The sequence below is a fragment of the Hymenobacter sp. UYCo722 genome, from assembly GCF_040547115.1.
Lineage (GTDB): Bacteria > Bacteroidota > Bacteroidia > Cytophagales > Hymenobacteraceae > Hymenobacter.
Genome location: NZ_JBEPPC010000002.1, coordinates 554,205 through 566,752, shown reverse-complemented (window position 1 = coordinate 566,752; position 12,548 = coordinate 554,205). Strand labels below are relative to the sequence as shown.

General features: G+C 62.1%; 11 protein-coding genes and 1 pseudogene. 9 read left to right on the top strand and 3 right to left on the bottom strand.

The window, feature by feature from the left end; all coding sequences use genetic code 11:
- Window positions 1-38: 38 nt before the first annotated feature.
- Window positions 39-539: a DUF6799 domain-containing protein gene (locus ABIB44_RS08150; RefSeq protein WP_354584144.1), complete on the top strand. Its 501-nt coding sequence runs from the start codon at window positions 39-41 to the stop codon at window positions 537-539.
- Between the two features lie 120 nt (window positions 540-659).
- Window positions 660-2,015, top strand: coding sequence for a lysophospholipid acyltransferase family protein (locus tag ABIB44_RS08145; RefSeq protein WP_354584143.1), 1,356 nt, complete (start codon window positions 660-662; stop codon window positions 2,013-2,015).
- Window positions 2,016-2,490: 475 nt separating this feature from the next.
- Here ABIB44_RS08145 and chrA read toward each other — a convergent pair whose 3' ends face one another.
- Together chrA and ABIB44_RS08135 are read right to left on the bottom strand one after the other, a co-directional pair.
- Window positions 2,491-3,804 carry a chromate efflux transporter gene (gene chrA, locus ABIB44_RS08140; RefSeq protein ID WP_354584142.1) on the bottom strand — a complete coding sequence of 438 codons (1,314 nt, stop codon included), beginning with the start codon at window positions 3,802-3,804 and terminating at the stop codon, window positions 2,491-2,493.
- 136 nt (window positions 3,805-3,940) lie between these two features.
- A complete protein-coding gene (locus ABIB44_RS08135) occupies window positions 3,941-4,915 on the bottom strand; it encodes an isopenicillin N synthase family dioxygenase (RefSeq protein ID WP_354584141.1) in 975 nt (324 codons plus the stop codon).
- 154 nt (window positions 4,916-5,069) lie between these two features.
- On the opposite strand from ABIB44_RS08135, the gene ABIB44_RS08130 reads away from it, so the two are divergent.
- The 4 genes from ABIB44_RS08130 (at window position 5,070) to ABIB44_RS08115 (ending at window position 9,342) form a co-directional block, all read left to right on the top strand.
- On the top strand, window positions 5,070-5,912 hold the full coding sequence (locus tag ABIB44_RS08130; RefSeq protein WP_354584140.1) for a hypothetical protein: 843 nt from the start codon (window positions 5,070-5,072) through the stop codon (window positions 5,910-5,912).
- Window positions 5,913-6,027: 115 nt separating this feature from the next.
- A complete protein-coding gene (locus ABIB44_RS08125) occupies window positions 6,028-7,332 on the top strand; it encodes an AAA family ATPase (protein ID WP_354584139.1) in 1,305 nt (434 codons plus the stop codon).
- 430 nt (window positions 7,333-7,762) lie between these two features.
- Entirely contained in the window at window positions 7,763-8,173 is a 411-nt protein-coding gene (locus ABIB44_RS08120; RefSeq protein WP_354584138.1) for a hypothetical protein, read from the top strand.
- A gap of 119 nt (window positions 8,174-8,292) precedes the next feature.
- Window positions 8,293-9,342 carry a 5-methylcytosine restriction system specificity protein McrC gene (locus ABIB44_RS08115; RefSeq protein ID WP_354584137.1) on the top strand — a complete coding sequence of 350 codons (1,050 nt, stop codon included), beginning with the start codon at window positions 8,293-8,295 and terminating at the stop codon, window positions 9,340-9,342.
- Window positions 9,343-9,491: 149 nt separating this feature from the next.
- Here the strand turns inward: ABIB44_RS08115 and ABIB44_RS08110 are convergent, their stop codons facing one another.
- On the bottom strand, window positions 9,492-9,743 hold the full coding sequence (locus tag ABIB44_RS08110) for a hypothetical protein (protein WP_354584136.1): 252 nt from the start codon (window positions 9,741-9,743) through the stop codon (window positions 9,492-9,494).
- Between the two features lie 168 nt (window positions 9,744-9,911).
- Between ABIB44_RS08110 and ABIB44_RS08105 the strand changes: the two genes are divergently transcribed.
- From ABIB44_RS08105 to ABIB44_RS20515, 3 genes and pseudogenes are all read left to right on the top strand, one after another.
- Complete coding sequence (locus ABIB44_RS08105; RefSeq protein ID WP_354584135.1) at window positions 9,912-10,490, top strand: RNA polymerase sigma factor; 579 nt, start codon at window positions 9,912-9,914, stop codon at window positions 10,488-10,490.
- An 83-nt stretch (window positions 10,491-10,573) separates the two neighbouring features.
- Window positions 10,574-11,749: a trypsin-like peptidase domain-containing protein gene (locus ABIB44_RS08100; protein WP_354584134.1), complete on the top strand. Its 1,176-nt coding sequence runs from the start codon at window positions 10,574-10,576 to the stop codon at window positions 11,747-11,749.
- Between the two features lie 438 nt (window positions 11,750-12,187).
- Window positions 12,188-12,349 (top strand): annotated as a pseudogene (locus tag ABIB44_RS20515) (YkvA family protein); the annotation flags it as partial.
- Window positions 12,350-12,548: the final 199 nt, after the last annotated feature.

The following is a 12,548-nucleotide window of genomic DNA, read 5'->3' as shown; positions in this document are numbered from 1 at the left end:
TAGCACTGTTATTTTCGATTTCTGTTTTAGACTTTTCCATGAAACCCACCCTCATCATACGCGCCTCACTCCTCCTGCTGCTGCTTGGCAGCTTTGCCGCCCAGGCCCAGGCCCCGCGCCCCGGCCGGGTACTACCCAAGCCCCGCGTAGCAGCGGCAAAAGCTGAAGGTGTAAAAGACGGCCTCTCCATGCAAAAGGGCCGCGTGGTCCTCACCGAGCTGGGCATCAGTAACCCGCTCGTAACCGATAAAAAACTGATTAATGGCACGGTTATCACCCCGGCCGGCGTGGTAACGGCCACCGATGGCACGACTGCCCAGATGAAGGAGGGCGACCTGGTGTCACTCACCGGCCGTGTCACTTCGCGAACCGATATTATGGCCGCCGACAGCATCGCCAAAATTCAGCTCTTCGATGCCCTGCACCCCGGCAAGCGCAAGAAGATGGAAGCCGAAGCGGAAAGAAAGGTCAAAGCCAAAGAAAAAATCGCCGAAGCCAAGGCTAAAGCGAAGGAAAAAGCCGAAAAACGCAGGAAATAAGCGCCCCCATTATCAGTCATCCCGCCGCCGCCGCCCCTCTGCCAGGGGCGGCGGCTTGCTTTTCGGGGGTGGCGGCGCGGCCGGTTCGGCCTATCTTCGGGGCCTTACGTATGCCGCCCCATGCTCTTTTATACTGTGATGAAGCCGCTGGTGCAGGTGGCGTTACGCGTGTTTTTCCGCCGCATTGAGGTGCGGCACCCCGAACGGATGCACCTGCCCGGCCCGCTGCTACTGGCCGGCAACCACCCCAACACCCTGATGGACCCGCTGCTGGCCGCCGTGAACCGCCGCCAGCCCATCGCCTTTCTGGCGAAGAGCACGTTTTTTGGCAATCCCGTCGTGCGCGCCATCATGCAGTCGGGCAACTCCATTCCCATTTATCGGGCGCAGGATACCGGCACCGGCGGCGTAGCCACGCCCGAGGAGCGCGCCGCTCAGAATGAGGCCAGCTTCGGCCGCTGCTACGACTACCTGGGCCAGGGCGGCACCATCATGATTTTCCCAGAAGGCACCAGCGTGAGCGAGCGCCGCCTGCGGCCGCTCAAAACCGGCGCGGCCCGCATTGCGCTCGGGGCCGAAGCCCGCCACGGCTTCAAGCTGGGCCTGAAAGTGGTGCCGGTAGCCACCAATTACTTCGACCCCAGCAAGTTTCGCTCGGATGTGCTGCTGAACGTGGCCCCGCCCATCAACGTGGCCGACTACGCCGCCGCCTACGCCCGCGACCCCGACGAAGCCGCCGACCAGCTCACCGAAGCCATTCGGGTGGCCCTGGAGCGCCGGCTCGTCATCAGCCGCGACGCGGCCGATGATGCCTTCGTGCAGCAGATTGAGCGCACCTTCGGCGACCATCTCAACCCCGACGACGACCCCGACACGCTCTACGACAACTTTCAGCTTAGCCGCACGCTGCTCCAGGCGCTGTCCTGGGCCGAGCAGCAGTTTCCCGAGCGGCTGGCCGAGGCCCGGGGCCGCTTCGAAAGCTACCTGACCGAGCTACGCCGCCACGGCCTCAACGACGAAGCCCTCGACGACCAGCGACGCGGCTCCATCGCGGGCCTGCTAAATCTGGTGCTGGGCGCGCCGGTGTGGCTTTATGGCGTGCTGAACAACTATTTGCCCTACATCCTGCCTTCGGCCGTGGCCAAGCGCGCCACCAAAGAGGCGGAGTTTGTGGCCCCCATCATGCTGGTAGTGGGCATGATTACCTTCCCGCTGGCCTACGCCCTGCAAATTGCCGCCGTGCAGCACTGGCTCACGCACGACTGGCGCCTTACGCTGTTCTACGGCCTGAGCCTGCCCGTCACCGGCTTCTACGCCCTGAGCTATTGGAGCACGCTTTCGGCGCGGCTGCGGCGGCTGCGGGCGGCGCGGCTGTTCCGCCGGGCACCGGCTGTGGGCAAGGCCCTGCTGGCCCAGCGCGCCGGGCTGGTGGCCGAGCTGCAGCAGGCGCGGGAGGCATACCTGGCGGCGCGGTAAAGGCATGCTCATTTGGCGTCCGCGCAGGCGAAGCATCGCTACCGCGCAAGTAAGCGACGAGTAATCAGTGGTTGAAATCCATACAACATAATTACTGACAAACTATTACATATCAGGTAGTTGTACATAAATAAGCATATTGATTTTAGAACGTCATGCTGAGCGAAGTCGAAGCATCTCTACCGTGTAACTAACTCATCTGCCTGGATTACTACTGCGGTAGAGATGATTCGACAAGTGGACGCCAGATGAAGCATGGCCGCCTTTATTGCTACGGTTACTTTTGCGCGACTACTTAGCGATGAAGCACTGTCAATCATAATTTAAGCCTCGCATAGACAGCGCTCAGCTGTCATTCAAGCGAGTGTCGCTCCTACGGGGCTTTTGTTACTATTTACCGGGCACTTACTACCGATGTGCCGCCCCTCTGGAGCTGGTAAGCTATACGTTTGCGCAAGAAATAAATTATTAATTATCAATTGATTAAAGCCCCCGCCAGCAGCGCGGCCGCAACAATGGCCACGCTCGGCACCTTTTCCCAGAGGAGCAGCAGAAACGTGACGCCCACCAGCAGCGGGTTCAGCGGCAGGCTATGGATGGGGCCCAGGTGAAAGGGCAGCGCCAGCAGCCGGTCGGGCAGCGGGTGATAGAGCAGGAACGTGGCCGCGCACACCAGCCCCGCGCTCACGGCGTTGATGCCCTCCAGTGAAGCCTGCACCACGCGGTACTGCCGCAGCCGGTCCCAGAAGCGGATGACGAAAAAGATAAGGAACGTACCGGGCAGGAAAATACCCGCCGCGCCCACCAGCGCCCCCAGTATCTGCAGGCCGGTACCGCCCGCAGGCCGCATGGCCAGTGCCCCGATGTAGGCTGCAATCGAAAAATTGGGCCCCGGCATGGCCTGCACCAGCCCGAGCCCCGACAGAAACTCGGGCCCCGTGAGGTAATGCTTAAACTGCACGAACTCGGTGTAGAGCAACGGGGCCAGCACCTGCCCGCCACCAAACACCAGCGAGCCGTTGCGGTAGAAATTCTCGAACAGCCGCACCGGCAGCCACTGCGTGAAATGGCCCAGCGCCGCCGCCCCGGCCAGCGTGCCAAACCACAGAAAAAAATTGGCCCACTCCACGCGCAGCGGCTTTTTTTCCTGCACAATGGCGTGTTTGCGGTAGCGCACCGTGGTCACGGCCCCGCCGGCCAGCAGCAGCAGCGGCAGCATCCAGGGCAGCTGAAAGAAGTAGGCCAGCATGGCCGCCGCCACCAGCAGCGCCACCGAAGTTTTGGTATGAATAACCTTCTCCGAAATTTTGTAGGCCGAAAACGCCACGAAGCCCACCGCCACCGGCTGCACGAATTGCACCAGCGCCGCTACCCGCGCAGGGTCGAGGCGACTGAGGGTGAGGGCGGCCAGCGTCATCAGCGTCACGGCGGGCAGCATCCATACCAGCAGCGTGAGGTAGGCCAGGTTGGGCCCGCCCAGCCGAAAACCGATAACGGTAATGGTTTGCGTGGAAGTAGGGCCCGGCAGCAGCGCGCACAGCGCCTGCAGCTCCAGCAGCTCGGCAGCCGTAATGTAGCGCCGCTTCTCTACCAGGAGCCGGAAAAACATGGCCAGGTGCGCCTGCGGGCCGCCAAAGGCCGTGAGCGAAAGCCCGGCCACATCCTTCAAAAAAATAATACCCCGCACCCGCCGCGTCCGCTTGCCCGAGCGCCGTGGGGGGGGCGCGAGCGAAATGGGAGGAACGGCGGGATGCGGGGCAGAATCGGGAACGGAAGCCGGAACAGTCATGCGGAACAAGAAAGAACGTCATGCTGAGCCTGTCGAAGCATCTCTACCGCTTCGTTGCAAAAGCATTGATTAGGTGCACGGTAGAGATGCTTCGACAGGCTCAGCACGACGTTCAGCTAGCAGCAGGTTCGCCAGATTACTTCTTCTTCAACCCCAGCTCAATCAGGCGCTCGTTCAGGAACTCGCCGGCCGTGATATCGGCCTCCTTCTTGGGGTTGTCGGGCGTCACGCAGTGCTCCAGGGCAGCCAGGCTCATTTCGGAGCGCGGGTGCATGAAGAACGGGATGCTGAAGCGCGAGGTGTTCATTTTTTCGCGGGCCGGGTTCACTACGCGGTGAATGGTGCTTTTCAGCACGCCGTTGGTGAGGCGCTGAAGCATGTCGCCCACGTTCACCACAATCTGGTCGGGCAGGGCCGTAATGGGAATCCACTTGCCATCGCGGCGCTTCACCTGCAGGCCGTCGGCGCTGGCACCCATCAGCAGGGTAATCAGGTTGATATCGCCGTGCTCGGCGGCGCGTACGGCGTCGGCCGGCACCGCGTCGGGGTCCTCGATGGGGAAGTAGTGAATGGGCCGCAGGATGCTGTTGCCGTGCTTCACCTTGTCGTCGAAATAATTTTCGGGCAGGTGCAGGTACAGCGCAATGGCGCGTAGCACGTCCTGGCCGGCGCTTTCCAGCGTGCGGTAGGCCGTGAAGGTGCTCTGCTGGAAGCCGGGTACTTCGGCGGGCCAGATATTATCGGGGTATTCGTTTTTGATGGGGTCTTCTTCTTCCACTTCCTGGCCCACGTGGTAGAATTCCTTCAGGTCGCCGGTGTTGCGGCCCTTGGCGTGCTCCTTGCCCTTGCTGATATAGCCGCGCTGGCCGGCCAGCTCGGGGTTTTCGTAGCGCTGCTTGGCGGCGTCGGGCAGCTGGAAAAAGGCCTGTACATCGGCGTACAATTGCTTGGTCTGCTCGTCGTTGAGGCCGTGGTTTTTCAGGGCTACGAAGCCGATGCTCTGGTAGGCCTCGCCGAGCTGCTGCACGAAGCGGGCCTTCCGCGCGGCATCGCCCGAACGGAAGTCGGCGAGGTCGAGCGAGGGAATCTGGTCGAGAAGTTGGTCTTGCATAACAATTTTTGGATTTACTTTGAGGCCGGTAGACCCCATTGATGGGCAACGACGCAAGTTAAGCAAAACCCCGCACCGGGCCCACTACGTAAGTGGGCTAAGTATCCCCTTGCTTTCCTAATCCGACTAACTTTCTCTTTTTGACCTTTTACATATGAAACGTTCTCTGTGGCTGCTTTGCAGCACTACCCTAACACTTGGCGCTTTGGCGAGCTGCGAATCGAGCAAGACCGCCACCGACGTTAGCGCCACGGCCGGCACTACCAGCCCCGCGGCCACTACCGTCGCCAGCAACGAGGCCATGGAATCGAACGGCATCCGCCTGACACCGTTCAGCGACTCGCCCAAATTTCCCGAAGCCCAAATGAAGCTGCAGTCGCCAATCAGTGGCTCTACTGTAGCCAGCGGCGAGGTTGCTTTCGACTATCAAACCACCAACTTTCAGCTCACCAAAATGAGCGGCGGCCCTCATATGGCCCAGATGGCCAACTCGATGAAGGGCCAGCACATCCACAACATCGTGGACAACGAGCCCTACACGGCCCACTACGAAACCAAGTTCAGCAAGCCCATGGCCGACGGTCAGCACGTGGTGCTCTCCTTCCTGTCGCGCTCCTACCACGAAAGCCTCAAGCACCGCGGTGCCTACGACCTGCGCGTAATTAATGTCGGCTCGGCCCCCATCACGGCCGCCCCCATCGATGCCAAGGCCCCGCACCTGTTTTACAGCCGTCCGAAAGACACCTACGCCGGGGCCGACGCCCGCCGTATCATGCTCGACTTCTACCTGGTGAACACTACGCTGGAAGCCGGTGGCAATCGCGTGCGCGCCACCATCAATGGCACCGAGTTCATGCTCGACAAGTGGCTGCCCTACATGATGGAAGGCCTGCCCGCTGGCGAAAACACCGTGAAGCTGGAGCTGGTAAATGCCAGCGGCACCATGATTCCCGGCCCGTTCAACTCCGTTACCCGCACCTTCACGGTAACGCCCTAACCGTTTTGGCCGTTATCATTTGATGACGTTTTTAGTTGTTTGCAAAGTCTCCCGGCCCGGCCGGGAGACTTTTTTTGTACCCCGCGTTTGGTGCGCGGGCGCTACCTTGTCCACCATGTCTACCGCGTCCCCTGCTCTCACTTCTGCTACTCCCGCCCCGGCCCTGCTCACCCGCGAGCACGTGCTGCGGGCCCTGAAGCAGCTGGCCCGCGAAGGCCGCCCGCTGCCGCCCGGCACCGTGTACGAGCTGGTGTACCGGGGCCGCCGCTACCCGCCTCGGGCCGTGGCCGAGCGCGCCTACCGCCTGGCCACTGGCAACGCCGAGGCCCGCTGGCCCCGGCCGGCCGGCACGCCCACCAACGCCGTACTCGAACGGCTCGACTTCACCATCAGTACCCGGCGGCCGGTGCTCACGCCCGGCTCGGCCACCGACGGCGAGGAAGCCGACCAGCAGCAGGCAGAAGACCTGTACACCGGCTTGCCGCCAGCCGCCGAAACCCGGCTGAAGCCCAGCCGCGCGGCCGAGCCCGTCGTGGCTTACGCGGCCCCAGCCTATTCGGGGGAAGAGGCCCTAGCCGAGCTTTTTATTAGCGAAGCCGATTTGGATGCCGCCCTGGCCGGCCTGCAGCGGCGGCGCAACCTGCTGCTGCAAGGGCCGCCCGGCACCGGCAAAACGTTTCTGGCGCGGCGGCTGGCCTGGTTGCGGCTGGGCGCGCGCGACGAAAGCCGCATCGAGCTGGTGCAGTTTCATCCCAGCTACGGCTACGAGGATTTTATGCTGGGCTTTCGGCCCGATGCGCAGGGGCGCTTTCACCTGGTGCCCGGCGTGCTGCCGCTGCTCTGCCAGCGGGCGGCCGCCGACCCTACCCGGCCCTACTTCCTGCTGATTGATGAGGTGAACCGGGGCAACGTGCCGCGCATTTTCGGTGAGCTGCTGCTGCTGCTGGAGGCCGATAAGCGCGGCCCCGCCCACGCCCTGCGCCTGCCCTACGCCCCGGCCGAAGCCCCGCGCTTCTTCGTGCCCGAGAACCTGTACGTTATCGGCACCCTCAACCTGGCCGACCGCTCCCTGAGCCCGCTCGACTACGCCCTGCGCCGCCGCTTCGCCTTCGTGGCGCTGGGGCCGCAGTTTGGCCCGCCGCTGCGGCAGTTTCTGGCGGCCCGGCAGGTGCCGGCCGCCCTCAGTGAGCAGCTGTGTACCCGCATGGCCGCCCTCAACCAGACCATTGCCGACGACCCGGAGCTGGGACCAGATTTCGAAATCGGCCACAGCTACTTCTGCCAGCCGCCCGCCCAGCCGGAACAAGCCGCTGCCTGGCTGCGCCTGATTTTCGAGCAGGAAATTGGCCCGCTGCTGGCCGACTACTGGCGCGAGCAGCCCGCCACGGCCGCCGCCCAGCTGCGCAAGCTGCTGGCCTAGTGCTGCAATTTTAAGCAACGCCAGCAGAATTTGTGCTTTGACCCGAGTTTACGAAACTCATCGCCTTATGCAGTTTTGTAAACGTTGATTGATAAACGAGTTTTTTAAACCCGACACTGGCAATGGAAGGCTTTTTTAAACGTTTACGAAACCGCTAAACTGTCCAAACTAATGGTTTAGCGAAAAGAGCTTTTCAGTAGCCGGCGGATGCGGCAAGTACTTTAGGCGCATGAAACACCTGCAGGCGCTCTTATTAGGAATCGTCTTATTGCTCACGGCCTGCTCCGGCCCGCAAGAGTCGAAAACGGCTACCCAGGCGCCGGCTTCGTCCAGTCCGCCACCTGTTCGCCCAAAGCAAGCGCCTGCAGCGACCGTGCGGGCCTTTTTGACGTGGTACCTGCAGCACCAATCCCCGCTCAACTCCTTGCCCGTGGTACCAGCCGCCATAGACGCGGACACGACCCGGGTGTATGCGGTCGATTTTCAAGCGGTCGACCGCTACGTGCGCCTGTTGCAGAGCAGCGGCACGGTGTCGCCAACCTATCTGCAAGCGCACCGGCGTTATTTTCAGAACTGTGCGGATTCGTTGCGCGCCCACCCGCAGACCGATGGCCTCATCGAGGGCCTGAATTTTGACCGCGTACTCTATACCCAGGCAGGGGACATCCAGACCCAACTGGTCCTACACAGCCAACCCACCCGCGTGACGGTGGGCACCGATACGGCCCAAGTGGTGTACCGCTTCAGCGAACAGCAGATGAGCGAGGGGCCCAACCTGGCCTTTAGCTTGGCCCTGGAACAAGGCCGGTGGATGATTACCGCCATTCGTCCGCATGAGTAAATCAGTCCACAAAAACAGTAATATGAGCAAACGAAACTACATTATTGCCCCAACAATAACCCCGTTGCAGCCCACTCCTGGGCTGCGCGCATAACTCTGCTGCTACGGCCTGACAAATTGTGATTCCGCTCCCCACCCTCTACTACTTCCTGTGCTACGCCTGGAACCGGCTGCCCGAGCCGGCCGTGCTGCAAGCCAGCGAAAGCGCCCCGTTTGCCATGCCCTTGGCGCTGCTGGCCCAGGTGCTGCTGCACGGCACCCGCCGCCTGCTGCGCACTGGGCTCCCGCGCACCTTTCAGGCCCAGGAAGCGGAGCTGGCCAACCTGCGTGGCCGCGTCGAGCTGGCACCCTCGCTGGGGCGCGGCTTGCTGGGCCAGGGCCGGGCCGTGTGCACCTTCGATGAGTTGGGCGTGGACTCGGCCCTGCACCGGCTGCTGGCCCACACGTTATCAGCCCTGGCCCACGCGGCCGACGTGCCCGCGCCCCTGCGCCGCGAGCTGCGGCAGGTACGGCAGCGGTTTCCGGTGGGAGCTGGGCCGGAGGCGGCCCCTACGGCTGCCAGCTTCCGCGAGCTGCGGCGGCAACGGCCCGATAGCGCGGCCCGGTTTCTGGCCCACGTGTGCGAGCTGGTGTGGCAAGTGGCACTGCCTGAGCCCGCCGCCGATGGCCGCCGGCGCTTCACCGATTTCCGGCGCGACGAAGGGCTGATGGCGCGCATCTTCGAGCAGTTTGTGCGCAACTTCTACCGCCGCGAGCAGCGCCGCTACCGCGTGTACACCGAAACCATTACCTGGCAGGCCGAGGCCGCCGCGCCCGCCGACCTGGCCCTGCTACCCACCATGCTAACGGACACCACGCTCGAAGCACCCGAGCGCAAAATTATTCTCGACACCAAATACTACGCCGCCGCTCTGCGCCCGCGCTACAACCAGCAGCGCCTCATTGCGCCGCACCTCTACCAGCTCTATGCCTACCTGCAAAACCAGCGGCCCGCCCCGGGCCAGGCGTTGGAAGGCATCCTGCTCTACCCAACCGGACCCGGCCCGACCAACGCGCCGGCGGTCGATTTGCGCTACACGCTGGGCGGGCACCCAGTACGCGTCGTCACGCTGAACCTGCACCAGCCGTGGGCCGGCATTGCCGCCGATTTACTACGGCTGGTGGAGTAAAAGATAGCACGCCATGCCGAGCGCCGCAAAGCATGACAGCCTTTCCCTCAATCCCTAAAACGCAAAACAGCCCGGGCTTTCCTGATGGAAAACCCGGGCTGTCGGCGAATGCCAAAATATTGGAGCTGGCCACGGGGACCAGCGGCCAATTACTTCTTCTCTTCGGTGGTGGTGGTGGTGGTGGTGGTAGCGGCAGGAGCCATTGCGCCATCGGCAGCAGGAGCCATTGCGCCATCAGCAGCGGGAGCCATTGCGGTGGTGTCGGTGGTTACGGTCGTGGAGCTCTCGGTGGTAGCAGCAGGAGTCTCAACAACGGTCGACTCGGTCGACTTCGACTCGCACGACGACAGACCAGCGGTGAGGGCCAGGCCCAGGGCAGCAACTTTGAACAGGTTGTTCATTTTGAGGGTAATTTTGAAAATGGGTTAACTAAAAAACGCCCTTTATGCCGGCATTGGGGAAAGGTAACCCGGGCCAGAAATATATTTTTTCGACGGGTTACTTAGGCCCTTCGTTTGTATTAAAGACCAAAGTGAATGAGCAGGGGCAATCCCACTACTTCCTCTTCGTTGACTCCCACTGACGACGCGCTGATTGCCGCCATTCGCGGCGGCGATGAGCGGGCCCTGGCCCACCTCTACCGGCTGCACTGGCCCATGGTGTCGCACTTCGTGCTGCAAAACAGCGGCTCGGAGGACGATGCCCAGGACGTGTACCAGGAGGGCGTGATGGTGTTTTATGAAAAGGTGCGCGATGGTTCTCTGGAACTCAGCTGCCAGATTAAAACCTACCTCTACGCCGTCTGCCGCCGCCTGTGGCTAAAGCGCCTGACCAGCAAAAGCCGCTTCGGCGTGCGCTTGCTCGACGATGAGGAGCACGGCCCGTACCTGAACACCGGTGCGGAAGATGACGTGCTGGCCGCCGAAGAGCAGGACCGGCGCTTCGCCACCATGAGCGACGCGCTGAACAGCCTCGGCGAACCCTGCAAGTCGCTTTTAGAAGGCTTTTACCTGCTCGACAAGTCGATGCAGGACCTGACGGCAGAATTCGGCTACACCAACGCCGACAACGCCAAAAACCAGAAATACAAATGCCTCGTGCGCCTCAAGAAATTGTTTTTTACCCACTATAAGGAAGAGCCTATTTAATTGATTCGTTAGCCGTCGGCCCTTCGCCGACGGGATTCCCACGTGTTTTACCGCTGCCGCCCACCCCTCCGGCAGCTAACGCCATGATGACTGAAGCAGACTATTACGCCTTATTTGAAGCCTACTCGGCTGGCGAGCTGGCCAGCCCGGCACGCGCCGACCTTGAAGCGCGCCTGAGCGCCGACTCCTCGCTGGCTCTGCGCTACGCCGACTTCACCCAGCTCACCGATACGCTACGCGGCCTTGGCCAGCAGCAGCAGGCCCGGCAGCAGCTGCACGGCATCCACGCCGCTATGCTGGCCGCCGACGCCCCTGTTGAAATGGAGGCACCCGCCGGCAAGCTCACCCACACGGTGCACCCCATTCTGCGCATTTCGCGCACCGAGCGCCGGCTTCGCGAGTTCTGGAGCGGGCACCGCGCCACGGTGGGTGTGGCTGCCTCGGTAGCCGTGATGGCCGTGTTCGCAACATTGCTAGGGCTCGATTTGTGGAAGACGGCCCAAACGCGGCCTTCACTCTATGGCTATCAGGCCCTGAAGCGAGAAGTTGAGCGCATTAAAAAGAGCCAGAAGGCCCTCAGCACAACGCTCAATCAATTTGGCAAGCCTGGCATTGCGCCGGAAGTGGTACAGGGCAAATTCAGCGGCACCGGGTTTGCGCTCACTTCGGAAGGATACCTGGTTACCAGCTATCACGTTATCGAGGGCGCTGATTCGTTGCTGATTGAGGGCCGTGACCGGCAGCGCTTTCACGCCGAGGCAGTGTATTCGGACGTGAAGCACGACTTGGCCATTCTGCGCATCACCGACAAGAAATTCAATGGTTTTGGGCGGCTGCCCTACGCCATCAAGTCGGGGCAGGCCGAGTTGGGCGAGCGGGTCTTCACGCTGGGCTACCCGCGCGAAGACGTGGTGTACGGCGAAGGTGCCCTGAGCGCCCGCTCGGGCTTCGAAGGCGATACGGCCTTCTACCAAATCAGTATTCCGGTGAACCCCGGCAACTCGGGCGGCCCCCTGCTTGATGAGCGTGGCAACCTGATTGGCGTGGTGAGCGGCCGCCAGAACGATGCGCAGAGCGCCGCCTTTGCCACCAAATCGTCGTACCTGGTGCGGCTGGTCGACTCGCTGGCCGCCACCGCCAAGCCCGATGCGCCCTACCACCTGCCTCGCTACGGCCAGCTGGCCGGCGCGGGCCGCCCCCAGCAACTAAAGAAGCTGCGCGACTACGTTTTCGTAGTGAAAGTGTACGAGAAAGAATAGGGCCGGCGAGCGCCCCGCAACGCGTATTCCAACGCCCTGTTCTTACCGGAACAGGGCGTTTTTGCGTTTGGCCGGCCCGTCGGTATTTATATCTTTGTTTCACAATATTTTCGTACCCGCTTCTGTAATGGATTGCGCCGGGCCGCGAATAACCTTACGGGCCGAAACCTAGTATCTAAGCCCAGCTGCGCGGCCCGTGCCGCCCTCCTTTCTGTTACTTATTAACTCCCGAATTCCGTGGCTCAAAACCAACAAACCCCGCCCAATGGCAACGACGTTGCCGGCTCGGCTATCTTCAAAAAATTCATCGGCGTGGCCGAGGGCTACATCCGTCAGCCCACCCGTCTGAAATCGCTGCTGACCGATGCTTACAAAAAAGCCAGCGAGAAAAACGACGTGGGCACCCTTGCCCACGAGGCCTGGGAGACGCTCCAGACCATGTTCCGGCTCATTAAGGCCTCGGTTTCGGGCGAGTACACGGGTGTGCCGACCAGTACCGTGGCGGCAGCCGTAGCCGTGCTCATCTATTTTATCAGCCCGATTGACTTGATTCCGGATTTTATTCCGGTGCTGGGCCTGCTCGACGATGTGGCCCTGGTAGCCTGGTTCTCGACTACGCTCAAGCACGAGATGGACCGCTTTCACGAGTGGGAGCTTACCCGCCCGACCGAAGTTGCGACGGCCGGAGCTTACGCCCCTTCCGACAAAGAGCCCCCCGCCTCGGCCGCCAGCGCCGCCGCTTCGGCCACGGCTTCGGCCAGCAACCAGACCAAGCACGCGGCCGATGCCCTGGATGAGC

Coding starts and splice junctions, on each gene's coding strand:
- ABIB44_RS08110 (WP_354584136.1), bottom strand. CDS start 9,743: ATGAACAACCTGTTCAAAGTTGCTGCCCTGGGCCTGGCCCTCACCGCT.
- ABIB44_RS08100 (WP_354584134.1), top strand. CDS start 10,574: ATGATGACTGAAGCAGACTATTACGCCTTATTTGAAGCCTACTCGGCT.
- ABIB44_RS08135 (WP_354584141.1), bottom strand. CDS start 4,915: ATGCAAGACCAACTTCTCGACCAGATTCCCTCGCTCGACCTCGCCGAC.
- ABIB44_RS08125 (WP_354584139.1), top strand. CDS start 6,028: ATGTCTACCGCGTCCCCTGCTCTCACTTCTGCTACTCCCGCCCCGGCC.
- ABIB44_RS08150 (WP_354584144.1), top strand. CDS start 39: ATGAAACCCACCCTCATCATACGCGCCTCACTCCTCCTGCTGCTGCTT.
- ABIB44_RS08130 (WP_354584140.1), top strand. CDS start 5,070: ATGAAACGTTCTCTGTGGCTGCTTTGCAGCACTACCCTAACACTTGGC.
- chrA (WP_354584142.1), bottom strand. CDS start 3,804: ATGACTGTTCCGGCTTCCGTTCCCGATTCTGCCCCGCATCCCGCCGTT.
- ABIB44_RS08145 (WP_354584143.1), top strand. CDS start 660: ATGCTCTTTTATACTGTGATGAAGCCGCTGGTGCAGGTGGCGTTACGC.